A 24,600-nucleotide genomic window follows, 5' to 3' on the forward strand; every position below is an offset into this window, starting at 1 on the left:
GCTATCACGAAACGGTGCAGAAAACCTCGCCGCTGGTGCGCCTGCTCTCCCGCGCCGGCAGCGCGAAATCCTACTACGTGCAGTTCGGGTGGGATGCCGCCCCCGGCAGCAGCCTCAAGGTGCCCGGCCCGCAGACGGTCTGGACCAGCTCCGGCGGCGATCTCTCGCCCGGCCATCCGGTCACCCTCTCCTGGAGCAACGGCGCCGGTGTCACCTTCGAACTTCTCCTCGCGGTCGACCGGCAATACATGTTCACCGTCCAGCAGCGCGTGATCAATCACGGCACGGCGCAAATCGAGGTCTATCCCTGGTCGCGCATCCGCCGCGACTTCCTGCCGCAGGAGCCCGGCTCCTTCACCCTGCACAAGGGGCCGATCGGCGTGTTCCACGGCACGCTGCACGAGATGGGCTATGAGGGGGTGAAATCCGGCGGCAAGCACCCGAATGCCGGCGAGGCGCCCGGCACCGCCTACCAGACCACCAATCTCGGCGGCTGGGCCGGCATCACCGGCAAATACTGGCTGACCGCGCTGATCCCGAGCCAGGGCCGCGAGTCGATCGGCGCCTATCGCTACCTCGCGACCCCGGGCAAGACCGATCACGGCGCCTATCAGGTCGATTACATGACCGCGAAACCGGTGGACGCCGCCCCCGGCGCCACCGCCTCGGCCACCACACATGTCTTCGCCGGCGCCAAGGTGCTCAGCATCCTCAGCCACTACGAAACGCAATATCGCATCCCGCTGTTCGAGCGGGCGATCGATTTCGGCTGGTTCTTCTTCCTCACCAAGCCGATCTTCATCGCCCTCGACTATCTCGCCGCCGCGTTCGGCAACATGGGTGTGGCGATCATCGTCTTCACCATCGGGCTGAAGCTGGTCCTGTTCCCGCTGGTCCGCACCTCCTACCGCTCGATGGCGCGGATGCGCGCGATCACCCCCAAGGTCCAGGCGCTGCGCGAGCGCTACAAGGACGACCAGATGCAGCAGCAGAAGGAGATCATGGCGCTCTACAAGGCCGAGGGCGTCAACCCCGCCGCCGGCTGCCTGCCGATGCTGCCGCAGGTGCCGATCTTCTTCTCGCTCTACAAGGTCATCTTCATCTCCATCGGCATGCGCCACGCGCCCTTCGCGCTGTGGATTCACGATCTCTCGGCCGAGGACCCGACCAACCTCTTCAACCTCTTCGGCCTCATCCCGTTCCACCCGAGCACGCTCTCGCCCTTCCTGCATCTCGGCATCCTGCCGATCATCATGGGCATCACCATGTGGGGCCAGCAGCGGCTGAACCCGCCGCCGCCGGACCCGACCCAGGCGAAGATGATGCAGTTCATGCCGGTGATCTTCACCTTCATGCTCGGCCGCTTCGCCGCCGGCCTCGTGCTGTATTACTGCGTGAACAACACGCTCACGATCATCCAGCAATGGACGATCATGCGCAGCACCAACGCCGCCCCGCGCGCCGCCGCCAACGCCAACGCCAAGGGCTGAGCGCGCGTTCATGGACGAAACCGAAGCACCCGCGGCGCAAGACCCGACCGACGCGATCGACCCGATCGAGGACGGGCGGAAACTCTTCGCCCGCGGGGCGCGGTTCTTCCACGCCGCGCAAACCGCCGAGGGCCTGCCCGAGCCGGAAGGCATCGAAATCGCCCTCGCCGGCCGCTCGAATGTCGGCAAGTCGACGCTGATCAACGCGATCACCGGCCAGGTCGCCCTCGCCCGCGTCGCCCAGGCGCCCGGCCGCACGCGCCAGCTCAACTTCTTCCGCATCGGCGACGGACCGCTGACCATCGTCGACATGCCCGGCTATGGCTACGCCGCCGCCCCCAAGGCGGTGAAGCGGGACTGGCAGGGCCTGATGTTCCGCTACCTGCGCGGCCGGCCCAACCTGCGCCGCGTGCTGCTGCTGATGGACGCGCGGATCGAGGACAAGCCGGCCGACCACGCGGTGATGGAACTGCTCGACCAGGCGGCCGTCTCCTTCCAGGTCGTGCTGACCAAGGCCGACAAGATGAAGCCCGAGGCGCTCGCCGCCAAGCGCGCCGCGATCGAGACGATCGCCCGGCGCCATCCGGCGGCGCTGAACGAGGTGTTCCTCACCTCCGGCGAAACCGGCGCCGGCATCGCCGAACTGCGCGCGGCGATCAACAGCCTGCTGGCTTGACCGCCCGCGCCCGCCTTCATAGACAGCCGGAACAGCAAGGGAAGATCCTGCCGTCATGACGATTTCCGACCGCCACGCCGACGCCGCCGAACAGGCCCGCATCGTCGCCCTCGCCCTGCCCTATCTGCGCCGCTATGCCGGCGCGACGATCGTGGTGAAATATGGCGGCCATGCCATGGGCGAGGACTCGCTCGCCGAGGAATTCGGCCGCGACATCGCCCTGCTCAAGCAGGTCGGCATCAACCCCGTGGTGGTGCATGGCGGCGGGCCGCAGATCAACGCCATGCTCAAGCGGCTGGCGATCCAGTCCACCTTCGTCGATGGCCTGCGCGTGACCGACGCGGCGATGGTCGAGGTCGTCGAAATGGTTCTCGCCGGCACGGTGAACAAGATGGTCGCCGGGCTGATCAACCGGGCCGGCGCCCTCGCCGTCGGCATCTGCGGCAAGGATGGCGGGCTGATCCGTGCCCGCAAGCTGACGCGGACGACGCGCGACCCGGATGGCGCGATCGAGCGCGCGCTCGATCTCGGCTTCGTCGGCGAACCCGCGCATGTCGATGTGCGGGTGATCCACGCGCTCACCGGCGCGGGGCTCATCCCCGTCGTCGCCCCGGTCGGCGTCGGCGACGATGGCGAAACCTACAACATCAACGCCGACACGGTGGCCGGCGCCATCGCCGGCGCGCTCGGCGCCAACCGGCTGCTGATGCTGACCGATGTCCCCGGCGTGCTCGACCGCGGCGGCGCGCTGATCCCCGACCTGTCGATCCCCGAAATCGAGGCGCTGCGCGCCGATGGCACGATCTCCGGCGGCATGATCCCGAAGGTCGAAACCTGCATCGACGCCGTCCGCCACGGCGTCAAGGGCGCCACCATCCTCGATGGCCGCGTTCCCCATGCCTGCCTGCTCGAACTCTTCACCGAAGGCGGCATCGGCACGCTCATCCACGCCTGAGCCGCCCGGCCGCGTCAGGCCGGAACCGCGGAACGCGGTCCGGTCCCGCCGGGCCGCGCGCCGCTCTGCCGCTCAGGCCATCCGGGCCGGCAGAAGCTGAACGTTCGCGTCCGCGGCGATGCGGAACTGGCCCAGCAATTCCGCGAGCGATGCCGCCTCGGACGACATGCTATGGCTCGCCGCCGTGGTTTCCTCCACCATCGCCGCGTTCTGCTGCGTCACCTGATCCATCTGGCTGACCGCGAGATTGACCTCGGCCAGCCCGGTCGACTGTTCCTGCGACGACGCGGCGATCTCCGCGACCAGCCCATCGAGCGCGGAAACCTGCCGCGCAATGCGCTGCAAGGCCGAGCCGGTCTCGCCCACGAGCTGCACGCCGGCCGACACTTCCCGATCGGAGGTAGCGATCAGCCCCTGGATTTCCCGCGCCGCCGCGGCCGAGCGCTGGGCCAGGGCGCGCACCTCGGTGGCGACCACCGCGAAGCCGCGGCCCGCATCACCCGCCCGCGCCGCCTCGACCCCGGCATTCAGGGCCAGCAGATTGGTCTGGAACGCGATCTCGTCGATCAGCCCGCTGATCTGCCCGATCTCGCGTGACGACGCCTCGATCGCGCTCATCGCCTGCACCGCCTTGCGCACGATATCGTCAGAGTGGTCGGTTTCCGACCGTGCGCCGCCCACCAGCTTCTTCGCCTCGCCGGTGCCCTCGGCGGTGCGCCGCACCGTGGCGGTGATCTGCTCCAGCGCCGCCGCCGTCTCCTCCAGCGTCGCCGCCTGCTGCTCGGTCCGCCGCGCCAGATCGTCCGAGGCGGCGGTGATTTCATGCGCCCCCGACCGCACGGCATCGGCGTTGCGCGCGATCATCACCATCACGTCGTGCAGCTGACTGGTCGCGCCGTTGAAATCGTGGCGCAGTTTCTCGTACTCGGCGGCAAGCGGCCGGTTGAGCTGGAACAGCAGGTCGCCGCCCGCCAGGCGTTCGAGCCCGTTCCCGAGCGCCTCGATCGCCTGCGCCTGCTGGCGGGCGCGCTCGATCCGCTCGGCATCGAGCGCGCGGCGCGTATCATCGGCCGCCTGCCGCTGCGCCACGGCCTCGCCGGCAGTCGTCACCTGCCCGGCAAGCACCGTCTTCAGCACCTCGATATCGGCCCGCATGCGCGCGAAGCTCCCGGCCCGGCGCAGCACCCGATCCTGCGGCACGGCGAGCTTCTTCACGCCGACATAGATGATCGCGATCGTCTCGTGATTGGCGATCACCGGCTCGTAGATGGAGAAATATTTTTCACCCAGAATCTCCGCCTCGCCGCGATAGGTGATGCCCTTGCCGAGCACCGCGTCATGAATCGGCCCCGGCGCCAGCCGCGTGCCCACCGCCCGGCCGCCCTCCGGCTTCTGCACATTGGTCGCCACCCGCAGGTCGCGCATGAAGATCGTCACCGTGCCGCCGAACCGCGCCTTGATGTCATCGACGATGCTCTCATCGCCATTGATCCGGTATCCGCCGAACCACAGGCTGTCATCCTCGATCCGCGGCTCGCCAAGCTCGGCCAGCCGGCTGCGCAGCGCGTCGATATTGCGGTCGAGCCCGTTCTGCGCCGTCATGTCCCGCTGCGACTCGGCGGCATGCTGCGCCACCGCGTGCAGGTCGGCAGCCAGGCGCCCGATCCTGACGGCGAACAGCCGCCCCATGATCGCCACCGCCGCCGCGGCCACCACGGCGCATGCCGCCAGCGTCCCGATGATCACGACGCCAGCGCCCGCACGCCGCGTGCGCCCAGAAACGTGACGGGATCGGACTTCATCGGCCAGGCTCCTCTCGCCAGACAGGTCCTTTGCATAAAGACCCAAGCCATCGAGATATCAGGAGCGCGTTAACAAAAGTCTAAATTATTCAAACTCAGGGCGCCGCCGTCGGGTCGCGGCTGATCCGCACATGCTCCACCCGCCGCCCGTTCATCTCCAGCACCTCGAACCGCCACCCGCCATAGGCGATGGCGTCGCCCTGCCGCGGCACCCGCTTGAGCAGCGCCAGCAGAAACCCCCCGAGCGTATGATACGATCCATGCGCCGGCAGGCTTTCCAGCCCGAAACGGTGCGCCACCTCGTCGATCGGCTCCAGCCCGTCCAGCTCGTAGCGGTCCGGCGCCGGCTCGCCGACCTCGCCATACGCCGCCTCCTCGACATCGCCGACGATCGCCTCCAGCAGGTCGCCCACCGTCACCATCCCCTCGAAACTGCCATATTCGTCGAGCACGAACGCCACCCCGAGCGGGTCCGATTTCAGCCGCTCCAGCGCATCCAGCGCCGAGACCGCGTCCGGCACCGCCAGCGGCTGGCGCAGCGCGGTGGCGATCGAGATGTCCTTGCCATCCAGCATCCGGTCGAGAATGTCCTTGGCCTGGACGATGCCGACCACGTTGTCGATGCTGCGGTCGCACACCACGAAACGCGAATGCGGCGCCGCCTTCAGCGCCGAGATCACCTGCCCGCGCGGCGCCGTGCGGTCGAGCCAGGCGATGTCCTGCCGCGGCGTCATGATCGCGCGCACCGGCTTGTCGGCCAGCCGCATCACCCGCTCCATCATGTCCCGCTCCTCGTATTCCAGCATGCCCGACTCGGTCCCCTCGGCGAGGATCGCCTTCAGCTCCTCCTCGCTGATCGCCCGCCGGTGCGGATCGACCGGCCCGAATAGCCGCAACACCAGGTCCGAGGTCGCCCCCAGCAGCCAGACCAGCGGGGCGGCGGCGCGGGCGAACATGTCGATCGGCCAGGCGACGAGGCAGGCGATCCGCTCGGCATTGCGCAGCGCCAGCTGCTTGGGCACCAGCTCGCCAAACACCAGCGTCAGCAGCGTCACGCCCACCACCGTGATCGCCAGCGCCAGCGTATTGGCCAGCGGCGCCAGCGGGCGGATCAGCGCGATCGCCGGCGCCAGCGACTGGGCGAGCTGCGCGCCGCCCACCACGCCGGTCAGCACGCTGATCGCGGTGATCCCGACCTGAACGGTGGGCAGGAAGCGCTCCGGCGTCTCCGCCAGCGCGCGGGCCCGCGCGGCCCCGCCGACACCTTTCCGCGCGAACAGCGCCAGCGCCGCCTTGCGCGACGAGACCAGCGCCATCTCCGCCAGCGCGAATCCCGCGTTCAGCAGAATGAGCAAGGTCAAGATCATAACCAGAACAATAACGTGCATGCGATCCTTCAGTTCCGGTGAAAGGAAAACCGGTGCCACCCCCGCAACGATCTCCCCCAACCCAGCATAGCCGACACGCGCGCCGCGAACCACACGCCTTTCTTTGGCCATAATCCAGCCGACGCGTTGCCGCACTGCGCCATCAGAACCGGACCACCGCGGACTTCTTCCGCGGCTCAACCGGACGATCGCTCATGACGCATCTCGCGCGGATCAGCCCCCTGTCGCCTCGCACCAGCCCGCGCCGGACCGCCGGCGGCTGGCGCCATGCCGGCGCCTGGCTCGCCGCCATCGCCACCGGCGCCGCCGCGTTCGGCATATGGGCCGTACTCAACCGCCCCGCCACCAACATTCCCGCCTATCGCGGCGAGATCGGCGGCTTCGCCTTCTCGCCCTTCCGCGCCGGGCAGAGCCCGCAAAGCGGCGTCTATCCCTCGGTCGCCCAGATCCGCGCCGATCTCGCCCTCGTCGCGAAACACACGCACGACATCCGCACCTACACGGTCGAGGGCGATCTCGGCCAAATTCCCGCCCTCGCCGCCCCCTATCATCTCAACGTCACCCTCGGCGCCTGGCTCGACCAGCACACGAAAGCCAACGCGGCCGAGCTGAAAAAGGTCGTCAAGGTCGCCAACGCCAATGCCGACGTGAAATCCGTCATGGTCGGCAACGAGGTGATCCTGCGCCGCAACCTCACCGTCCCCGAACTCGCCGCCGACATCAATTACGTCAAGCAGCGCGTGCATGTGCCGGTCTCCACCGCCGAGCCCTGGCATGTCTGGCTGCACCACCCCGAACTTGCGAAATCGGTCGATTTCATCACCGTGCATCTCCTCCCCTACTGGGAGGGCGTTCCGGAAAAGGACGCGGTGAACTACGCGCTGATGCGGCTGCACGAGGTCGAGAAGCGCTTCCCCGGCAAGAAGGTCGTCATCGGCGAGATCGGCTGGCCGTCGGACGGCATCGATATCGGCGCCGCCCGCGCCTCGCGCGTCCTGCAGGCGCGCTTCCTGCGCGACTTCTTCAACATCGCGCAGAAACAGCATCTCGACTATTTCGTGATGGAGGCGTTCGACCAGCCATGGAAAACCAGCTTCGAGGGCCGCGCCGCCGGCTATTGGGGCATGTGGTCGCTCAACCGCCAGGCCAAATGGTCGCTCACCGGCCCGGTGCAGCAGAACCGCGCCTGGCTCGCCTGGGCGCTCGGCTCCACCCTGCTCGGCGCCCTCGTCACCCTGCTGATGCTCCGCACCCGGCCCGATCTGCGCTGGCCCGGCAAGCTCCTCTTCGCCGCCCTGGTGCAGGGCTTCGGCGCCGCCCTCGCGTCGCTGCTGATGACGATGGGCGAAACCTACCTCTCCTGGTCCGCCGCCGCCGTCTGGGCGACGCTCGCCGCCGGCCAGGCGCTGCTGCTCCTCCTGCTCGTCGCCGACAGTTTCGACCTGGTCGAAACCCTGTTCGGCCGGGTGCGGATGCGCCATTTCGAGCCGGTGCCCGCCCCTCAGGGCGCGAAGCTGCCCAAGGTCTCGCTGCACGTCGCCATCTGCAACGAACCGCCCGAGATGGTGAAACAGACGCTCAACGCCCTCGCCGCCCTCGATTACGGGAATTTCGAGGTGCTGGTGATCGACAACAACACGCACGATCCGGCGATGTGGGAGCCCGTCGCCGCCCATTGCGCCCGGCTCGGCGAGCATTTCCGCTTCTTCACCCTCGGCCAGTACCCCGGCTACAAGGCCGGCGCGCTGAACTTCGCCCTGCGCGAAACCGCGCCGGACGCCGAGATCGTCGGCATCATCGACTCCGACTACATCGTCGATCCCGACTGGCTGCGCTGCATGGTTCCCGCCTTCGCCGATCCGAAAATCGGCTTCACCCAGTCGCCGCAGGACTACCGCGACAATGACGGCTCGCTCTTCAAGCGGATGATGTTCTGGGAATATGCCGGCTTCTTCCATATCGGCATGGTCAACCGCAACGAGCGCAACGCCGTCATCCAGCACGGCACGATGACGCTGATCCGCAAGGCGGCGCTCGCCGCCGAGGGCGGCTGGGCCGAATGGTGCATCACCGAAGACAGCGAGCTTGGCCTGCGCCTGTTCCGCGAGGGGTTCGAGGCGGTCTATTCCAGCCGCAGCTTCGGCCGCGGCGTGATGCCGGACGATTTCAACGCCTTCCGCAAGCAGCGCTACCGCTGGGCCTATGGCGCGATGCGGATTTCCCGCCGCCACTGGAAGGCGTTCCTCTCGCCCTTCGACCGCACGCTGACGATCGGCCAGCGCTGGCACTTCGTCACCGGCTGGCTGCCCTGGATCGGCGATGCGCTGGGTCTCGCCTTCGTGCTGCTCGGCCTCGCCTGGTCGGCCGGGCTGATCCTCGACCCGGTGCGCTTCGAATTCCCGATCATCCTGTTCATGCTGCCATCGATCGGCCTGTTCGCCTTCAAGATCGTGCAGATCTTCGCCCTCTACGCCGCCCGCGTGCCCTGCGGCCCGGCCGACCGGCTGGGGGCGGCCATCGCCGGCCTCGCGCTCTCGCACAGCATCGGCAAGGCGGTCTGGAAGGGCCTGTTCACCAACCGCCTGCCCTTCATCCGCACCCCGAAAATGGAGAACGCGCCCGCGCTGGTGCAGGGCCTGTTCATGGTGCGCGAGGAACTCGCCCTTCTCGTCCTCACCTGGGGCGCGCTGCTCGGCGTCGGCTTCAGCCATCACTGGGCAACGCCGGAATGCCGCCTCTGGTGCGTGGTGCTGCTGACCCAGTCCCTGCCCTATCTCGCCTCGGTCTCGGTCTCGGTCATCGCCGCCCTTCCCGGCACGGCGCGGCAGGCCCTGCCGGTCCGGCAGGCGTCCATTCTCCCCCGCTCCCGCATGCCGATCAGCGCCCGCACCGCCGCCGGCGACTGACGGCCAGGGTTTCGCATCGCGCACAAAAAAGGGGCGGCAGGCGCGAAACCTGCCGCCCCGGCCATTTTCCGGCCGGATCAGCCGCCGATGCGGTCCAGCTCGCGCAGCACCGCATCGCCCATCGTGCGGGTGCCGATCCGCGCCGTGCCCTTCTGCTCGATATCGGCGGTGCGCATGCCGCTGGCCAGCACGTTCGAGACGGCGGCCTCGATCGCCGCCGCATCCTCCTGCATGTCGAAGGAATAGCGCAGCAGCATCGCCAGGCTGAGAATCTGCGCTAGCGGATTGGCGATGCCCTTGCCGGCGATGTCCGGCGCCGAACCGTGGATCGGCTCGTAGAGCGCATGCCGCCGCCCCGCCGCATCCGGCGCCCCGAGTGTGGCCGAAGGCAGCATGCCGAGCGAGCCGGTCAGCATCGAGGCGAGGTCGGAGAGCAGGTCGCCGAACAGGTTGCCGGTCACGATCACGTCGAACTGGCGCGGATTCTTCGCCAGCTGCATCGCGCAATTATCGGCATACATGTGCGAGAGCTGCACGTCCGGATACTCCGCCGCGCCGAGCGCCGCCACCGTCTGCCGCCAGAGCAGGCCGGATTCCATCACGTTCGCCTTCTCCACGCTGGTCAGCCGTCCCTGCCGCTTGCGCGCCAGCTCGAAGGCGACGCGCGCCACCCGCTCGATCTCCGGCGTGGTATAGACCTCGGTGTTGATCCCGCGCTTCGTGCCGTCCGCCAGCGTCTCGACCCCGCGCGGCTCGCCGAAATAGATCCCGCCCGTCGATTCCCGCACGATCATGATATCGAGCCCGCGCACGATCTCCGGCTTGAGCGGACTCGCGTCGATCAGCGCGTCGAACACCGGCGCCGGACGCAGATTGGCGAACAGGCCGAGCCGCTTGCGCAGTTCGAGAATGGCGAGTTCCGGCCGGTTGTCGAAGGGCTGCGAATCCCATTGCGGCCCGCCCACCGCGCCGAACAGCACGGCATCGGCCTCCAGCGCCCGCCCGATCACCGGCTCCGTGATCGGCTTGCCGGTCGCCTCGATCGAGGCGCCGCCGACCAGATCCTCGGCGAGTTCGAACCGCGCCCGGCCGCTGCGCGCCAGCCAGTCGATCACCCGGCGGGCTTCCGCCATCACCTCGGGGCCGATGCCGTCCCCCGGCAGGAGCAGCAGTTTCCGGTTCGCAATCATGATCGTCTCTCCCTTGGGGTCGCTTGCAGAATGTCGTCTCGCCGGATGGCGGGCGGGTCAGACCGCCTCGATCCGCGGCCGCCAGGCGGCGCCATCCAGCTTCGCCTCATAGGCGTCGATCGAGGGCGCCTTCTCCAGCGTCAGGCCGATATCGTCGAGCCCCTCCAGCAGGCAGCGCTTGCGGAACGGATCGATCTCGAACCCATAGGCCTCGCCATCCGGCCGCGAGACGGTCTGCGCCGCGAGATCGACGATGATCCGCGCGTTCGCCCCCGATTCCGCATCCTCCATCAGCGCCTCGCACTGCGCGCTGGGCAGCACGATCGGCAGGATGCCGTTCTTGAAGCAATTGTTGAAGAAGATGTCGGCGAAGCTCGGCGCGATCACGCATTTGATGCCGAAATCCAGCAGCGCCCAGGGCGCGTGCTCGCGCGACGAGCCGCAGCCGAAATTCTCCCCGGCGACCAGGATTTGCGCGTGCCGGTAGGGCTCGCGGTTCAGCACGAAATCGGGGGTCTCGCTGCCATCCTCGTTGTAGCGCAGCCCGGCGAAGGCGTGCTTGCCCAGCCCCGAGCGCTTGATCGTCTTGAGGAAGCGCGCCGGGATGATCTTGTCGGTATCGACATTCGCCATCCTGAGCGGGGCGGCGACCGCCTCCAGCCGTTCGAACCTGTCCATCATGCCATCTCCCGTGGATCGGCGAGCGCGCCGGTAATCGCCGAGGCCGCCGCCATGGCCGGCGACACCAGGTGGGTGCGTCCGCCCGGCCCCTGCCGGCCCTCGAAATTCCGGTTCGAGGTGCTCGCGCAACGCTCGCCCGGCTTCAGCTTGTCGGGGTTCATGCCAAGGCACATCGAACACCCCGCCTCGCGCCATTCGAACCCGGCATCGAGAAACACCTGCGCCAGCCCCTCGGCTTCGGCCTGCGCCTTCACCAGGCCGGAGCCCGGCACCACCATGGCCCGCACGTGGCCGGCAACCTGCCTGCCCCGCACGATCCCGGCGGCCACCCGCAGATCCTCGATCCGCGAATTGGTGCAGGAGCCGATGAACACCGCGTCGATCTTCGTGCCCTTCAGCGCCTGCCCCGGTGCGAGATCCATATATTGCAACATGCGCTCCATCTGCGCCCGCCGGCCGGCATCCGGCTCGGCCGCGGGGTCGGGCACATGGCCGGTGATCGGCACCACCGTCTCCGGGCTGGTGCCCCAGGTCACCTGCGGCACGAGGGCGGACGCGTCGATCGTCACCACCCGGTCGTACTGCGCGCCCTCGTCGGAGGCGAGCGTCTTCCAGTATTCGATCGCCCGCTCCAGCGCCTCGCCCTTCGGCGCATAGGGCCGGCCGCGCACATACGCGAACGTCGTCTCGTCCGGCGCGATCAGCCCGGCCCGCGCCCCAGCCTCGATCGACATGTTGCAGACGGTCATCCGCCCCGCCATGTCGAGCGCGCGGATCGCCGCGCCGGCATATTCGATCACATGCCCGGTGCCGCCGGCGGTGCCGATCTCGCCGATGATCGCCAGCACGATGTCCTTCGCCGAGCAGCCCGGCGGCAGCGCGCCGTCCACCCGCACCAGCATGTTCTTCGCCGGCTTCTGCAACAGCGTCTGCGTCGCCAGCACGTGCTCGACCTCGGAGGTGCCGATGCCGAAGGCCAGCGCGCCCAGCGCGCCATGCGTCGAGGTGTGGGAATCGCCGCAGACGATCGTCATCCCCGGCAGCGAAATCCCCTGCTCCGGCCCGATCACGTGCACGATGCCCTGCCGGGCGTCGGTCACCGGGATATAGGGCACGCCGAACGCGGCGACGTTCTGTTCGAGGGTGGCGACCTGCAAGGCGCTTTCCGGCTCGGCGATGCCGGCGGCGCGGTCCTCGGTCGGCAGGTTATGGTCGGCGACCGCGATGGTCGCGTCCACCCGCCGCACCTTGCGCCCGGCCATCCGCAGCCCCTCGAAGGCCTGCGGGCTGGTCACCTCGTGGACGAGATGCCGGTCGATATAGAGAACCGCCGTGCCGTCCGGCATGCGATCGACGACATGCGCCGCCCAGATCTTGTCGAACAATGTCGAAGCCATGCGTGCGTCCTCCGGGTCTAGAGCACTTTCCGATCCGATTGGATCGGATGTAGTGCTCTATCATATTGATGCTCGAAGTGTCGGCACGGGCCGGATCCTCGCTCCGCACAAGGCATGAGCGCGCGGGCCCTGACACTTTCGGGGTTTCGGTCAGAGCGGCATCGGGCGGCAGACGCAAACGCGCCCGCGTGATGCCCCTCCGGCTGAAACCATGCCGCGCGGGCGGTGCGCCGCCCGGCGGGGATTGCAGGGGGCGCGCAGCCCCCTGGCCCTCCCCCGGCGCGTCAGTCGGCGTTGGTCTCGCGCGCGGCCTCGGCGATGCGGGCGGACTTGCCGCGGCGGCCGCGCAGGTAATACAGCTTCGCCCGGCGCACCACGCCCCGGCGGGTAACGGCGATCTCGGTCACGTTCGGCGAATACAGCGGAAACACGCGCTCCACGCCCTCGCCATACGAAATCTTGCGCACGGTGAAGTTCGAGTTGATGCCGCGGTTCGACCGCGCGATGCACACGCCCTCGAACGCCTGGATACGGGTGCGCTCGCCCTCGGTCACCCGGACCGAAACGCGGAGATTGTCGCCCGGCTTGAAGTCCGGCACGGCGCGGGCTTCCGCGAGCTTGCCGATCTGCTCGGCGTCGATGGTCTGGATCACGTTCATGTCTGGCATCCTTTCGGGGGAGTTCATTTACGGAAGAGCCGGCTGGCTGGCAATGTGCCGGGCCCATAGATCTGGTCTGCGCCGCCTGGTCACGGCCTCGGCCTCGGCGCGGCGCCAGGCGGCGATGGCGGCATGATGGCCGGAGAGCAGCGCCTCCGGCACCGCCCGCCCCTGCCACACGGCCGGACGGGTATAGTGCGGATATTCGAGCAGCGTGTCGTCCGAGAAGCTTTCCTCCTCCGCGCTCTCCGCCGCCCCCATCACGCCCGGCAGCAGGCGGATGGTGGCATCGAGCAGCGCGAGCGCCGCGATCTCGCCGCCCGAGAGCACGAAATCGCCAAGGCTGATCTCCTCGGCCGCGTTGGCGTCGAGGGCGCGCTGGTCGAACCCCTCGAAGCGGCCGCAGAGCAGCACGGCACCCGGTCCTTCGGCGAGCCGGCGGATGCGCGCCTGGGTCAGCGGCGCGCCGCGCGGGGTGAGTGCCAACAGCGGCCGCTCGTCCCGTGCCCGGCCGATCGCGGCATCCAGCACATCCGGCCGCAGCACCATGCCCGCGCCGCCGCCGAACGGCGTGTCGTCCACCGCGCGGTGCCGGCCGAGGCCGAAATCGCGCAGGTTCACGCAGTCCAGCGCCCAGATCCCCGCCTCCAGCGCGCGTCCGGCCAGCGACTGGCCGAGCGGCCCCGGAAACATCTCGGGGAACAGGGTGATGATCGTGGCGCGGAAGCTCATTCCCGCATCTCCACCTCGGCCGGCCGCACCACCACGGCGCGGCCGCCGTGCAGGTCGATCTCCGGCACCACCGCGCGGGTGAAGGGCAGCAGCGAGCCGTCGGAGAGTTCGATGCTCGCGCCGGCGCCGAAATCATGCACCGCGCGGATCGTGCCGAGCGCCGCGCCATCCGGCGCTACGGCATGCAGCCCGATGAGGTCGGCGAAATAGAACTCGTCCTCGTCCTCGGGCGGCGGCAGGTCGTCCCGGCGCACATAGAGCTTCAGGTTGGTCAGCTTCGCCGCGGCATCGCGATCGGCGATCGCGGCGGCCTCGTCACCCTCGCCGATGGTGACGCGCGCGATCCCCGCCCCGGTCCAGGCCAGCCCGATCCGCCGGCCGCGCTCGTCGCGCAACGGCAGCTCGGCCAGCCCCTCCGGGTCCGGCGAATAGGCGGTCACGTGCACGGCCCCGCGCACACCGTGGGGCCGGCCGATCACGCCCATCAGGATCAGGCGATCATCCATCGTTCAGCCGCGAGATCAGGCCTCGGCGGCCTTGGCGCGCTCGGCGGCCCGCTCCTGCGCCTTCTTCTTCGGCGCCGACTGCACGGGCTGCTCGCGGAACGCCGGCATCGGCCCGAGACCGGCCTTGCCGATGAAGCGGGCGACGCGGTCGGTCGCCTGCGCGCCCTGGCTCAGCCAGTGCGTCACCCGCTCGGACACGAGGCGGATGCGATCCTCGTGATCGGCCGGCAGCATCGGGTTGTAGGTGCCGATCCGCTCGATGAACTTGCCGTCGCGCGGGCTGCGCGAGTCGGCGACGACGATATGGTAGAACGGCCGCTTCTTCGCGCCCGCGCGGGCCAGTCTGATCTTCAACGACATTCCATTGTCTCCTGGTCAGTAGTCACGATGGCGGCCAGCCCGGCCGCCGTGGTGTCAGTCCGGGCCGAAGCCCGTTATTTCACTCCGGGCCGAAGCCCATTATTTCAGTCCGGGCCGAAGCCCGCAGTCTCAAAACGAGCAAAAACCCCCCGCCTCAGAACGGGCGGCGCCCGCCTCCCTGCGGCAGCAGCGCGGCGAGCCCGCCGCGCGCGAGGCCCTTCTGGCCCAGCTTCTGCGCCCGCTTCATCATGTCCTTCATCTGCTCGAACTGCTTGAGCAGCCGGTTGACCTCCTGCACCGAGGTGCCCGAGCCCGCCGCCACCCGCTTCTTCCGGCTCGCCTTCATGATGTCCGGATTGGCGCGCTCGGCCTTGGTCATCGAGGAGATGATCGCCGCCTGCCGCTTCAGGATCGAGGTGTCGAGATCCGCCTCGGCGAGCTGCTGCTTGATCTTGCCCACGCCCGGCAGCATGCCCATGATGCCCGAGAGCGAACCCATCTTGGTGATCTGCTTGAGCTGCTCGGCATAATCCTCAAGGTCGAACTTGCCGCGCGCCATCTTCCTGGCGAGCTGTTCGGCCTTCTGCTGATCGACGTTTTCCGCCGCCTTCTCGACCAGGCTGACAATGTCGCCCATGCCGAGAATGCGCCCGGCGATGCGCTCGGGGTGGAACGGCTCCAGCGCATCGAGCTTCTCGCCCATGCCCATCAGCTTGATCGGCGCGCCCGTCACCGCCCGCATCGACAGCGCGGCGCCGCCGCGCGCGTCGCCATCCAGCCGTGTCATGACGATGCCGGTGATGCTCACCGCCTCGTTGAACGCCGTCGCCGTGGCGAGCGCGTCCTGGCCGGTCATCGCGTCGACCACCAGCAGCGTCTCCGCCGGCGCCGCCACGTCGCGGATCGCCCTGACCTCGTCCATCAGCGCCTGGTCGATCGCGAGCCGCCCGGCGGTGTCGAGGATGACGACGTCGAAGACCTCGCGCCGCCCCGTCTCCATCGCCCGCCGCGCGATCTGCACCGGCGTCTCCCCCGGCACGATCGGCAGGCTCGCCACCCCGGCGCGCTCGGCCAGCTGCGCGAGCTGCAGCTGCGCTGCCGGGCGCTGGGTATCGAGGCTCGCCACCAGCACCTTCTTGCGCTGCTTCTCCTTGAGCAGCAGCGCGATCTTGCCCGAGGTCGTGGTCTTGCCCGAGCCCTGCAACCCCACCATCAGGAACGGAATGGGTGCCGCCGCGTTGAGGTTGAGCGGCACCGCCCCCTCGCCGCCAAGCGCGTCCACCAGCGCGTCGTTGACGATCTTGACGACCTGCTGCCCCGGCGAAACCGCCCGCAGCACCTCGGCGCCCACCGCCTGCAACCGCACCTTGGCGATGAAGTCCCGCACCACCGGCAAGGCGACGTCGGCTTCGAGCAGGGCGAGGCGGATATCCCGCATCGCCTCGATCACATCGCTTTCGGACAGCGCGCCGCGCCGGCGCAACCGGTCGAAAACATCCCCGAGCTTGCCCGACAGGGCGTCAAACATCGCAACCCGCTCCATCAACGAAAAACGCGCCGCGGTGCGAAACTCGCAGCGCGACGGCCTTACCTCCCTCGCCTATGGCCGAATTTCCCGCCGCTGGCAAGGACGCCCCCAAACGAAAGCGGCGGAGCCAGTGGCCCCGCCGCCCGATCGTCCCGCGCGCGCCCGGCTTACTTGCCGAGCGACTGCACGATCTCCTCGGTCATCTTCTTCGCGTCGCCGAACAGCATCATCGTGTTGTCGCGGAAGAACAGCTCGTTGTCGACGCCGGCATAGCCCGAGGCCATCGAGCGCTTGACGAACAGCACCGTCTTCGCCTTGTCGACCTCGAGGATCGGCATGCCATAGATCGGGCTCGCCGCATTGGTCTTGGCCGCCGGGTTGGTCACGTCATTGGCGCCGATCACATAGACCACGTCGGCGGTCGAGAACTCGTTGTTGATCTCTTCCAGCTCGAACACCTCGTCATAGGGCACCTGCGCCTCGGCGAGCAGCACGTTCATGTGCCCCGGCATGCGGCCGGCGACCGGATGGATCGCGTATTTCACCTCGACGCCCGCGCCCTTCAGCAGGTCGGACATCTCGCGCACCGCGTGCTGCGCCTGCGCCACCGCCATGCCGTAGCCCGGCACGATGATCACCTTCGAGGCGTTGCTCATGATGAAGCTCGCATCCTCGGCCGAGCCGATCTTCACCGCCTTGTCGCCGGCGGCGCCCGCCGGACCCGCCGCGGCGGCGGCATCGGTGCCGAAGCCGCCGAGCAGCACGTTGATGATCGAGCGGTTCATCCCCTTGCACATGATGTAGGAGAGAATCGCACCCGACGAGCCGACCAGCGCGCCGGTCACGATCAGCGCGATATTGCTGATGGTGAAGCCGATGCCCGCGGCCGCCCAGCCGGAATACGAGTTCAGCATCGAGATCACCACCGGCATGTCCGCGCCGCCGATCGGGATGATCAGCAGCACGCCGAGCGCCAGCGCCAGCGCCGCGATGAGCCAGAACAGCATCTGCGAGCCGCCCGAGGCGACGAAGGCGATGATCAGCACCACGAGCAGGATGCCGAGGCCGAGATTGAGCTTGTGCTGGCCGGGGAAGTTGATCGGCGCGCCGCTCATCAGCGCCTGCAGCTTGGCGAAGGCGATGACCGCGCCGGTGAAGGTGACCGCGCCGATCGACAGGCCGAGCGACATCTCGATCAGGCTTTCGAGATGCAGGTGCCCCGGCGTGCCGATGCCGAAGCTCTGCGGCGCGTTCAGCGCCGAGGCGGCGACGAACACGGCGGCAAGACCCACCAGCGAGTGGAACGCGGCGACGAGCTGCGGCAGCGCGGTCATGTTGACCCGCCGCGCCACCACGGCGCCGATCGCACCGCCGATGACGACGCCGAGCACGATGAGCCCCACGCCCGAAAGCAGCATCGCCGGATGCGCCAGCGTCGCCAGCGCCGCGATCGCCATGCCGGCCATGCCGAGCAGGTTGCCGCGCCGCGCGGTTTCGGGATGCGAAAGCCCGCGCAGGGCCAGGATGAACAGGACGGCCGCCACCAGATAGGCGAGCGTGATCCCGGGATCAGTTGCGTAATTCATTGTCGCGCCGCCCTTACTTCGCTTTTTTCTTGAACATGGCCAGCATGCGCTGGGTCACGAGGAAGCCGCCCACGATGTTCACGCTGGCGAGCAGCACCGCGATGAAGCCGAAGGCATGCGCGGCATAGCCGCCCTTCAGCCCGGTCGCGAGCATGGCGCCGACGATGATCACCGACGAGATGGCGTTGGTCACCGCCAGCAGCGGCGAGTGCAGCGCCGGGGTGACGCTCCAGATCACGTAATAGCCGACGAACACCGCCATCACGAAAATGGCGAACAGGTCGATCAGCGGCGCGCCGTGCGGCGCGTGCGCCGCCGCCTGGGCGGCGAAGCCGGCGGCGTTCTGGGCGAGGATCGTGGCCTTGTGGGCCAGTGCTGCGGCCTGGTCCGCGAGTTGTGCAGGGGTCATGATGAGGCTCCTAGGCAGCGGCTTGCGGCTGGAAGTTCGGATGGACGATGGCGCCGTCCCGCGTGAGCAGAACGCCCTTCACGATGTCGTCATCGGCGGGCAGTTTCGGCCGCCCGGCCTCCTTGTCCCAGAACCCGGTCAGGAAGGTCGAGAGGTTGCGCGCATAGAGCGTGCTGGCGGCGACGCCGATCCGCGACGGCCAGTTCCGGTGCCCGAGCACGATCACGCCGGTCTCCGTCACGATCCGCTCGCCCGGCACCGTCGCCTCGCAATTGCCGCCGGCATCCGCCGCGATATCCACGATCACGCTGCCCATCCGCATCTTCGCCACCGCGTCGGCGGTGACGATGATCGGCGCCTTGCGGCCCATCACCAGCGCGGTGCAGATCACGATGTCGTTCTTCGCCACCGTCTCGGCGATCAGCGCCGCCTGCTTGGCGCGGAACTCCGCACTCATTTCCTTGGCATAGGCGCCGGTCTGCGCCTTGCTCTCCTCGTCCTCGACGCCGATGAACGTGGCGCCGAGCGACTTGATCTCCTCCTTCGCCGCCGGCCGCACATCGGTCGCCGAAACGATGGCGCCGAGCCGGCGGGCGGTGGCGATCGCCTGCAACCCGGCAACCCCGGCGCCGACCACGAACACCCGCGCCGGCGGCACGGTGCCGGCCGCCGTCATCATCATCGCGAAGCCGCGCGGAAACGCCTCCGCCGCCTCGATCACGGCGCGATACCCGGCGAGATTCGCCTGGCTCGACAGCACGTCCATCGACTGCGCGCGGGTGATTCGCGGCAGCAGCTCCATCGAGCAGGCGTCGATCCCGGCCTTCGCATAGGCCTGCACCCGCTCCTGATTGCCCATCGCGCCGAGCGTGCCGACCAGCAGCGCGCCGCGCTCGATCTGGCCGAGAATCTCGTCGCCGGGCGGCTGCACCGTGAACACGATCCCGGCGCCCTTGAGCGCCGAGGCCGCATCCGGCGCGATCTCGGCGCCGGCCTCGCGCAGCGCCGCGTCGGACACCGAAGCCCGCTCGCCGGCCCCCGCCTCGATCACCACGTCAAGCCCGAGTGCCTTCAGCTTCTTGATCGAATCCGGCACGGCGGCGACGCGGGTCTCGCCCGGCAGGCGCTCCTTCAAAACCGCAAGACGCATATTGTCCATCCCCTCGTTCAACACCGGGCGCCATCCTGGCCCCCCATGTTCGGAAATATTGTGTCGCACCGTATCCTTACAAAGCGGCAATTATGCCACAATCGTGATGCCGGTCTGCCAAGCTCGCACCATGTGCGGGCCGCGCTGTCAAGACGCCAGCCTTGCGCCGCCCCTCGTCTCGACAGCGAGGGCCGCATACACCACAATAAGGCAACCGGATTTGAGGAGCAGGCATGACACCCGACAGCAGCAACCGCATCGCCATCACCGCGGATGACGAGGACGCGCCGGAAACGGAAACCCCCGAGACCGAAACGCCGGACACTGGCCGCGCGGCCAAGGGTGGCGAGCTTGAGAACCGGCTGTTCAAACAGCGCAAGGTGCTGATCTTCGGCGAAATCCACGACCGCATCGCCCGCGCCGTCACCGGCCAGCTCCTCGCCCTCGCCGGCGCGAGCGACGCGCCGATCGACGTTTTCGTGAACTCGCCCGGCGGCCATGTCGAGAGCGGCGACACCATCCACGACGTCATCCGCTTCGTCGACGCCACCGCCCCGGTCCGCATCATCGGCACCGGCTGGGTGGCCAGCGCCGGCGCGCTGATCTACCTCGCCGGCCACAAGGACCGCCGCTTCTGCCTGCCCAACACCCGCTTCCTGCTGCACCAGCCGATGGCGGCGTGCGCGGCCCGGCCACCGATATCGACATCGAGGCCCGCGAGATCATCAAGATGCGCGAGCGGATCAACCGCATCATCGCCCGCGAAACCGGGCAGGACTACGCCCGCGTCGAGAAGGACACCGACCGCAATTACTGGATGGGTGCCGACGAGGCGATCACCTACGGCATGGTCAGCCGCATCGTGCAAACGATGAAGGATCTCGACGCCGCCTGAAATCCGAGGCCGGCCGCGGCGTCAGTCGCGGCCGGCCTCCGGCGTCAGCTATGGCCGCCCTCCGGCGGCAGCTATGGCCGCCCTCCGGCGGCAGCTATGGCCGCCCTCCGGTGGCAGCTATGGCCGCCCTCCGGCGGCAGCTATGGCCGCCCTCCGGCGGCGGGGCCTCGCGCAGCAGCGCCAGCAGCGCCGCCGCCGCGCGGGTCCGCGTGCGGTCCTGGTGCTGCACCGCGAAATAGGTCCGCCGCGGCAGCTTCACCGGCACCTCCACCACCTTGCCCGCCGCCAGCGCGTCGGCGCAGACCAGCTCGGACAGGATCGTCGCCCCCGCGCCGCCGCTCACCGCGGTCAGCACCGAATTGTTCGCCGGCAGCTCGATCGCGACATCCACCGCCGCCTGGTCGATCCCGAGCCCGGCCAGCGCCTCGAAAAGCACCGCGCGCGTCCCCGAACCGTCCTCGCGCAGCACCCAGCTGCCGGCGGCGAGCTCGGCCGGCCGCAGCCCGCGCCGCCCCGCCCAGGGATGATCGGGCGCGACCACCATCACCAGCCGGTCCTGCGCGATCGGCTCGGCCGCCAGAAGCGGCTGGATCAGCGTCTCGCCCGGCCCCTCGACGAAACCCAGCTCCGCATCCCCCTCCAGAATCGCCCGCGCCACCTCGGCCGAATTGCCGATCGACACTGCAAGCCCGATCCCCGGATAGGCGGCATGGAACGCCACCAGCCGCAGCGGCAGGAAATGATTGGCGATGGTCTGGCTGGCCTTGATCGCGAGCCGCCCGCGCGCCAGCCCGGCAATCTCGCGCATCGTCAGCGCCGCCTGCTCCGCCCGGTTCAGGATCGCCCGCGCCTCGGCGAAGAACACATGCCCCGCCTCGGTCAGCGCGATGCCGCGCCCCACCCGGTGAAACAGCCTGGTGCCGAATTCCCGCTCCAGCGCCGCAACCGCCCCCGACGCGGCGGACTGCGTCAGCCCCAGCGCCTCCGCCGCCCGCGTCACGTGCTCGCGCTCGGCCACCGCAATGAAGATCCGCAACTGTTCGAGGGTCATGGTCCCGGTCTGGCTCCGCCCCGTCCCGCCGACGGGTCTTGCGGGCGAAAATGTCGCGACCGCGAAAAATTTGTACACTGTTGTCGCTATGGCATTGCATCACGCCTGCGTGTAGATCGTTACGTCCGGCATAACCGGACCGTCAACAGGAGGAATGTCTTGAAAATCCAGATCGCCCGCCGTGCCGCCCTGGCCGGCCTGCCCCTCGCCCTTGCCGCCTTCCTCGCCACCCCCGCCCAGGCCAAGGCGCCCGTCCTTCACGTCACCCGCAGCGTCGTCATCAAGGCGCCGGCGGCGAAGGTCTGGTCGGTCGTCCACAATTTCGGCGATCTCACCTGGGTTCCCGCGGTCAAGAGCAGCAAGGCGAGCAAGGGCAACCACCCCGGCTCGGTCCGCCATCTCGATCTCGGCGGCCCGGTCCTCACCGAGCAGCTCCTGCACTACAACCCGAAACACACCAACTACACCTACGAAATCCAGCACACCGCCAACAACATGAAAATCCTGCCGGTGCGCGACTATGTCTCGACCATCTCGGTCCACCGCCTCGGCGCCGACGAGACGAAGCTGGTCTGGAGCGGTCATTTCCGCCGGCTCGACCTCTCCGCCCACCCGAAAAAGGGCGAGGACAACGCCACCGCGATCAAGGCGATCTCCGGAATCTACGAGTCCGGGCTTGCCAACGCGGCGAAGCTCGCCACAAAATAAATTACGATCACATGACGGATGGGCCGGCGGCATCCCCGCCGGCCACACCGACAAGGGGACAAGCCGGAGCGGAATGGCCAAACCGAATACGCTGCTGAAACGAACGAGCAACGCCCTGCTCGATCATATCGCCACACTCGATACGGGCGACACGTCGCTCGGCTCCGACAGCGCCCTCGCCCGCCATTTCGGGGTGAGCCGCACCACCGTCCGCGCCGCCGTCGAGGCGATGATCGCCCAGGGCATCCTCGCCCGCGGGGCCGAGGGGCTGGAAGTGCTGCGCCGCCCCGACCGCACCGACTACTACGCCGAATCCGAAACCGACGGCCCGCAGGACCAGATCGAGCGCGTCTTCATGCAGCGCGTCCTGCTCGGGGACTGGCGGCCCGGCCACATGTTCTCCGAGGCCGAACTCGCGCGCGACAGCAACGCCAGCACCGTCTCGGTGCGCGAATTCCTGATCGGCTTCTCCCGCTTCGGCCTGATCGCCAAGCAGCCGCGCGGCGGCTGGGTGCTGCGCGAATTCCACGACGGCTTCGCCGCCGAGGTGGCGGACATGCGCGAGCTGATCGAGCTTGCCGCCCTCGCCCGCATGCCCCGCGGCGGCGACCCCGCCATCGCCGAGGCCGCCGAGGCGCTGATCCTCCGCCACCGCGAGATCGAGGCCGCCATCGCCCGCCGCCACACCGAATTCGCCGCTCTCGACCGCGATTTCCACCTCTGGATCATCGGCTTTCTCAACAACCGCTTCGCCCACGATTTCTACGATATCGTGTCCTTCCTGTTCCACTATCACTACCAGTGGGACCGGCATCACGAGATCGAGCGCACCGCGGTCGCCATCGCCGAGCACATGGCCGTGCTCGACGCCCTGCGCGCCGGCAGCATGCCGCGCGCCCGCCAGGGGCTCGAAACCCATCTCGCCACCTCGCGCGCCTCGCTCAAGGCCGGCCTGCGGCGGGACGCCGCATAGTCACACCCCCGGCGCGACGCCGCATAGTCACACCCCCGGCGGGACGCCGCCTGATCATATCCCGAACGGGACCGCCTCAGTCGAGATAGCGCGCCCGCAGATGCGCCTCGAAATCGGCGGGGTCGAGCGTCTTGCCGGTCGCCTCCACCAGCAGCTCGTTGAAGCCGAACCGCGCCCCGTGCCCATGCACATTGGCCCGCAGCCAGTCGCGCAGCGGCGTGAAATCCCCCTGGCCGAGCGCCGGGTCGATCTCCGGCCGCGCCCGCCGCGCCGCCCGCATCAGCTGCGCCGCCGCCATCGCCCCCAGCGTATACGAGGGAAAATAGCCGAACAGCCCGGCATACCAGTGAATGTCCTGCAAGCACCCCTTGGCGTCGTCCGGCGGCACGATGCCGAGCAGCGCCCGCATCCCCTCGTTCCACGCCCCCGGCAGGTCCGCCACGGCGAGGTCGCCCGCCACCATCGCCGCCTCCAGCCGGAACCGCAGGATCACATGGGCGGGATAGGTCATCTCGTCCGCCTCGACGCGGATGAAGCTCCGCTCCACCCGTTGCAGCCGTGCCGCCAGCCGCGCCGGCGCGAAATCCGCCGCCGCCTGGCCGAACGCCTCGGCCAGCCGCGGCCCGAGCCAGGCGAGAAACGCGTCCGACCGCGCCGCCTGCAACTCGATGATCAGCGACTGGCTCTCATGCACCGCCATCCCCGCCGCCGCCCCGAGCGGCTGGCGCGCCCAGTCCTTCGGCAGCCCCGCCTCATACAGCGCATGCCCGGTCTCGTGCAGCACGCCCATCAGCGCCGAGGCAAAATCCCCCTCGTCATAGCGGGTGGTGATCCGAATGTCGCTCGGCGTGCCGCCGCAGAACGGGTGCAGCGAGCGGTCGAGCCGCGCCGCGGTGAAATCGAGCCCCGCTCGCGCGGCAAGCTGGCGGCACAGCGCCTCCTGCGCCGCCTCGGCGAAAGGCGGCGTGCCCGGCGCCGGCGCGCGGCGCTGCCGCGCCTCGGCGGCGGGCAGGTTCTCCCGCAGAAACGCCTCGTAGCGGGCGAACACGGGCGCGATCTCCGCCGAGGTCACGCCCGGCTGATAGGCGTCGATCAGCGCGTCATAGGGCGAAAGCCCGAGCGCGCCCGACAGCGCCGCCGCCTGTTCGCGCACCAGCCCGAGCAGCCGGGCGAGCGGCGCCTTCACCGCGGCGAAATCCGCCTCCCGCCGCGCCCCGCGCCAGGCCGCCTCGCAGGCGGCCGCCTCCCGCGCCAGCGCCTCGACGAGCGATGCCGGCAGCACCGTGGCCCGCCGGTGCGCGCGGCGCATCAGCTCAAGGTTGCGCCGCGCCAGCGGATCGGCCGGCGGCGCCATCGCCGCCGCGTCCAGATCGGCCGCGGTCTGCGGTGCGACCAGCATCTCATGCGCGATCCCCGCCAGCGTCGCGAGCTGGTCGCCGCGCGCCGGCGCGCCGCCCTCCGGCATCACCGCCGCCTGGTCCCAGCCCAGCATGGCGCTCGCCTCCTCAACGACCGCCATCCGCCCGAACCGGGCTTCCAGCCGCCCATACGCCGACAT

21 protein-coding genes and 1 pseudogene are annotated in these 24,600 nt (G+C 69.1%); 7 read left to right on the top strand and 15 right to left on the bottom strand.

Going from position 1 to position 24,600, the window contains the following annotated elements; all coding sequences use genetic code 11:
• The 3 genes from yidC to argB form a co-directional block, all read left to right on the top strand.
• Window positions 1–1,490, top strand: a 1,490-nt coding sequence (yidC, locus tag ACIDOCELLA78_RS000000108690) for a membrane protein insertase YidC (RefSeq protein ID WP_201729248.1), incomplete at its 5' end; no start/stop codon positions are given.
• Window positions 1,491–1,500: 10 nt separating this feature from the next.
• Window positions 1,501–2,166, top strand: a complete 666-nt coding sequence (gene yihA / locus ACIDOCELLA78_RS000000108695; RefSeq protein ID WP_201729249.1) for a ribosome biogenesis GTP-binding protein YihA/YsxC — start codon at window positions 1,501–1,503, stop codon at window positions 2,164–2,166.
• A gap of 55 nt (window positions 2,167–2,221) precedes the next feature.
• The gene (gene argB, locus ACIDOCELLA78_RS000000108700; protein ID WP_201729250.1) at window positions 2,222–3,121 is read left to right on the top strand and encodes an acetylglutamate kinase; all 900 of its coding nucleotides are present in this window, start codon (window positions 2,222–2,224) and stop codon (window positions 3,119–3,121) included.
• Between the two features lie 72 nt (window positions 3,122–3,193).
• Here argB and ACIDOCELLA78_RS000000108705 read toward each other — a convergent pair whose 3' ends face one another.
• Together ACIDOCELLA78_RS000000108705 and ACIDOCELLA78_RS000000108710 are read right to left on the bottom strand one after the other, a co-directional pair.
• Window positions 3,194–4,867 (bottom strand): methyl-accepting chemotaxis protein, encoded by a 1,674-nt coding sequence (locus tag ACIDOCELLA78_RS000000108705; RefSeq protein ID WP_249676299.1) that lies wholly within the window; start codon window positions 4,865–4,867, stop codon window positions 3,194–3,196.
• A 151-nt stretch (window positions 4,868–5,018) separates the two neighbouring features.
• Complete coding sequence (locus ACIDOCELLA78_RS000000108710) at window positions 5,019–6,311, bottom strand: hemolysin family protein (RefSeq protein ID WP_201729251.1); 1,293 nt, start codon at window positions 6,309–6,311, stop codon at window positions 5,019–5,021.
• Between the two features lie 194 nt (window positions 6,312–6,505).
• Between ACIDOCELLA78_RS000000108710 and ACIDOCELLA78_RS000000108715 the strand changes: the two genes are divergently transcribed.
• Window positions 6,506–9,217, top strand: coding sequence for a glycosyltransferase (locus ACIDOCELLA78_RS000000108715; protein WP_201729252.1), 2,712 nt, complete (start codon window positions 6,506–6,508; stop codon window positions 9,215–9,217).
• Between the two features lie 77 nt (window positions 9,218–9,294).
• Here ACIDOCELLA78_RS000000108715 and leuB read toward each other — a convergent pair whose 3' ends face one another.
• The 11 genes from leuB to ACIDOCELLA78_RS000000108770 all read right to left on the bottom strand — a co-directional run bounded on the left by leuB (window position 9,295) and on the right by ACIDOCELLA78_RS000000108770 (window position 19,415).
• The gene (gene leuB, locus ACIDOCELLA78_RS000000108720; protein ID WP_201729253.1) at window positions 9,295–10,407 is read right to left on the bottom strand and encodes a 3-isopropylmalate dehydrogenase; all 1,113 of its coding nucleotides are present in this window, start codon (window positions 10,405–10,407) and stop codon (window positions 9,295–9,297) included.
• Window positions 10,408–10,464: 57 nt separating this feature from the next.
• The gene (gene leuD / locus ACIDOCELLA78_RS000000108725) at window positions 10,465–11,085 is read right to left on the bottom strand and encodes a 3-isopropylmalate dehydratase small subunit (RefSeq protein ID WP_201729287.1); all 621 of its coding nucleotides are present in this window, start codon (window positions 11,083–11,085) and stop codon (window positions 10,465–10,467) included.
• Entirely contained in the window at window positions 11,085–12,485 is a 1,401-nt protein-coding gene (gene leuC / locus ACIDOCELLA78_RS000000108730) for a 3-isopropylmalate dehydratase large subunit (protein ID WP_201729254.1), read from the bottom strand. The genes leuD and leuC overlap by 1 nt, the downstream gene beginning before the upstream one ends.
• A 284-nt stretch (window positions 12,486–12,769) precedes the next feature.
• Entirely contained in the window at window positions 12,770–13,144 is a 375-nt protein-coding gene (gene rplS, locus ACIDOCELLA78_RS000000108735; RefSeq protein WP_012039844.1) for a 50S ribosomal protein L19, read from the bottom strand.
• Window positions 13,145–13,171: 27 nt separating this feature from the next.
• Window positions 13,172–13,876 (bottom strand): tRNA (guanosine(37)-N1)-methyltransferase TrmD, encoded by a 705-nt coding sequence (gene trmD, locus ACIDOCELLA78_RS000000108740; RefSeq protein ID WP_201729255.1) that lies wholly within the window; start codon window positions 13,874–13,876, stop codon window positions 13,172–13,174.
• Window positions 13,873–14,382, bottom strand: a complete 510-nt coding sequence (rimM, locus tag ACIDOCELLA78_RS000000108745) for a ribosome maturation factor RimM (RefSeq protein WP_201729256.1) — start codon at window positions 14,380–14,382, stop codon at window positions 13,873–13,875. The genes trmD and rimM overlap by 4 nt, the downstream gene beginning before the upstream one ends.
• A gap of 15 nt (window positions 14,383–14,397) precedes the next feature.
• Entirely contained in the window at window positions 14,398–14,742 is a 345-nt protein-coding gene (gene rpsP / locus ACIDOCELLA78_RS000000108750) for a 30S ribosomal protein S16 (RefSeq protein ID WP_201729257.1), read from the bottom strand.
• A gap of 154 nt (window positions 14,743–14,896) precedes the next feature.
• A complete protein-coding gene (gene ffh / locus ACIDOCELLA78_RS000000108755; RefSeq protein ID WP_201729258.1) occupies window positions 14,897–16,270 on the bottom strand; it encodes a signal recognition particle protein in 1,374 nt (457 codons plus the stop codon).
• Window positions 16,271–16,437: 167 nt separating this feature from the next.
• Window positions 16,438–17,856, bottom strand: coding sequence for an NAD(P)(+) transhydrogenase (Re/Si-specific) subunit beta (locus ACIDOCELLA78_RS000000108760; protein WP_201729259.1), 1,419 nt, complete (start codon window positions 17,854–17,856; stop codon window positions 16,438–16,440).
• A gap of 13 nt (window positions 17,857–17,869) precedes the next feature.
• Window positions 17,870–18,265, bottom strand: coding sequence for an NAD(P) transhydrogenase subunit alpha (locus ACIDOCELLA78_RS000000108765; protein WP_174503876.1), 396 nt, complete (start codon window positions 18,263–18,265; stop codon window positions 17,870–17,872).
• A 10-nt stretch (window positions 18,266–18,275) separates the two neighbouring features.
• A complete protein-coding gene (locus ACIDOCELLA78_RS000000108770; RefSeq protein ID WP_201729260.1) occupies window positions 18,276–19,415 on the bottom strand; it encodes a Re/Si-specific NAD(P)(+) transhydrogenase subunit alpha in 1,140 nt (379 codons plus the stop codon).
• Between the two features lie 233 nt (window positions 19,416–19,648).
• Between ACIDOCELLA78_RS000000108770 and ACIDOCELLA78_RS000000108775 the strand changes: the two are divergent.
• Window positions 19,649–20,310: pseudogene (locus ACIDOCELLA78_RS000000108775) on the top strand (ATP-dependent Clp protease proteolytic subunit).
• A 94-nt stretch (window positions 20,311–20,404) separates the two neighbouring features.
• On the opposite strand, the gene ACIDOCELLA78_RS000000108780 reads toward ACIDOCELLA78_RS000000108775, so the two are convergent.
• Window positions 20,405–21,361 carry a LysR family transcriptional regulator gene (locus ACIDOCELLA78_RS000000108780; RefSeq protein WP_201729261.1) on the bottom strand — a complete coding sequence of 319 codons (957 nt, stop codon included), beginning with the start codon at window positions 21,359–21,361 and terminating at the stop codon, window positions 20,405–20,407.
• Between the two features lie 159 nt (window positions 21,362–21,520).
• Between ACIDOCELLA78_RS000000108780 and ACIDOCELLA78_RS000000108785 the strand changes: the two genes are divergently transcribed.
• Together ACIDOCELLA78_RS000000108785 and ACIDOCELLA78_RS000000108790 are read left to right on the top strand one after the other, a co-directional pair.
• Complete coding sequence (locus ACIDOCELLA78_RS000000108785) at window positions 21,521–22,069, top strand: SRPBCC family protein (RefSeq protein WP_201729262.1); 549 nt, start codon at window positions 21,521–21,523, stop codon at window positions 22,067–22,069.
• Window positions 22,070–22,142: 73 nt separating this feature from the next.
• The gene (locus tag ACIDOCELLA78_RS000000108790) at window positions 22,143–23,042 is read left to right on the top strand and encodes a GntR family transcriptional regulator (protein WP_201729263.1); all 900 of its coding nucleotides are present in this window, start codon (window positions 22,143–22,145) and stop codon (window positions 23,040–23,042) included.
• 76 nt (window positions 23,043–23,118) lie between these two features.
• Here the strand turns inward: ACIDOCELLA78_RS000000108790 and ACIDOCELLA78_RS000000108795 are convergent, their stop codons facing one another.
• The gene (locus ACIDOCELLA78_RS000000108795) at window positions 23,119–24,600 is read right to left on the bottom strand and encodes a carboxypeptidase M32 (protein WP_201729288.1); all 1,482 of its coding nucleotides are present in this window, start codon (window positions 24,598–24,600) and stop codon (window positions 23,119–23,121) included.

The sequence above is a fragment of the Acidocella sp. C78 genome, from assembly GCF_907164655.1.

What these genes read in the sequence shown, in the direction of transcription:
- yihA (WP_201729249.1), top strand. Translation starts at nt 1,501, where the DNA reads ATGGACGAAACCGAAGCACCCGCGGCGCAAGACCCGACCGACGCGATC.
- argB (WP_201729250.1), top strand. Translation starts at nt 2,222, where the DNA reads ATGACGATTTCCGACCGCCACGCCGACGCCGCCGAACAGGCCCGCATC.
- ACIDOCELLA78_RS000000108710 (WP_201729251.1), bottom strand. Translation starts at nt 6,311, where the DNA reads ATGCACGTTATTGTTCTGGTTATGATCTTGACCTTGCTCATTCTGCTG.
- ACIDOCELLA78_RS000000108715 (WP_201729252.1), top strand. Translation starts at nt 6,506, where the DNA reads ATGACGCATCTCGCGCGGATCAGCCCCCTGTCGCCTCGCACCAGCCCG.
- leuB (WP_201729253.1), bottom strand. Translation starts at nt 10,407, where the DNA reads ATGATTGCGAACCGGAAACTGCTGCTCCTGCCGGGGGACGGCATCGGC.
- leuD (WP_201729287.1), bottom strand. Translation starts at nt 11,085, where the DNA reads ATGGACAGGTTCGAACGGCTGGAGGCGGTCGCCGCCCCGCTCAGGATG.
- leuC (WP_201729254.1), bottom strand. Translation starts at nt 12,485, where the DNA reads ATGGCTTCGACATTGTTCGACAAGATCTGGGCGGCGCATGTCGTCGAT.
- rplS (WP_012039844.1), bottom strand. Translation starts at nt 13,144, where the DNA reads ATGAACGTGATCCAGACCATCGACGCCGAGCAGATCGGCAAGCTCGCG.
- trmD (WP_201729255.1), bottom strand. Translation starts at nt 13,876, where the DNA reads ATGAGCTTCCGCGCCACGATCATCACCCTGTTCCCCGAGATGTTTCCG.
- rimM (WP_201729256.1), bottom strand. Translation starts at nt 14,382, where the DNA reads ATGGATGATCGCCTGATCCTGATGGGCGTGATCGGCCGGCCCCACGGT.
- rpsP (WP_201729257.1), bottom strand. Translation starts at nt 14,742, where the DNA reads ATGTCGTTGAAGATCAGACTGGCCCGCGCGGGCGCGAAGAAGCGGCCG.
- ffh (WP_201729258.1), bottom strand. Translation starts at nt 16,270, where the DNA reads ATGTTTGACGCCCTGTCGGGCAAGCTCGGGGATGTTTTCGACCGGTTG.
- ACIDOCELLA78_RS000000108760 (WP_201729259.1), bottom strand. Translation starts at nt 17,856, where the DNA reads ATGAATTACGCAACTGATCCCGGGATCACGCTCGCCTATCTGGTGGCG.
- ACIDOCELLA78_RS000000108765 (WP_174503876.1), bottom strand. Translation starts at nt 18,265, where the DNA reads ATGACCCCTGCACAACTCGCGGACCAGGCCGCAGCACTGGCCCACAAG.
- ACIDOCELLA78_RS000000108770 (WP_201729260.1), bottom strand. Translation starts at nt 19,415, where the DNA reads ATGCGTCTTGCGGTTTTGAAGGAGCGCCTGCCGGGCGAGACCCGCGTC.
- ACIDOCELLA78_RS000000108780 (WP_201729261.1), bottom strand. Translation starts at nt 21,361, where the DNA reads ATGACCCTCGAACAGTTGCGGATCTTCATTGCGGTGGCCGAGCGCGAG.
- ACIDOCELLA78_RS000000108790 (WP_201729263.1), top strand. Translation starts at nt 22,143, where the DNA reads ATGGCCAAACCGAATACGCTGCTGAAACGAACGAGCAACGCCCTGCTC.
- ACIDOCELLA78_RS000000108795 (WP_201729288.1), bottom strand. Translation starts at nt 24,600, where the DNA reads ATGTCGGCGTATGGGCGGCTGGAAGCCCGGTTCGGGCGGATGGCGGTC.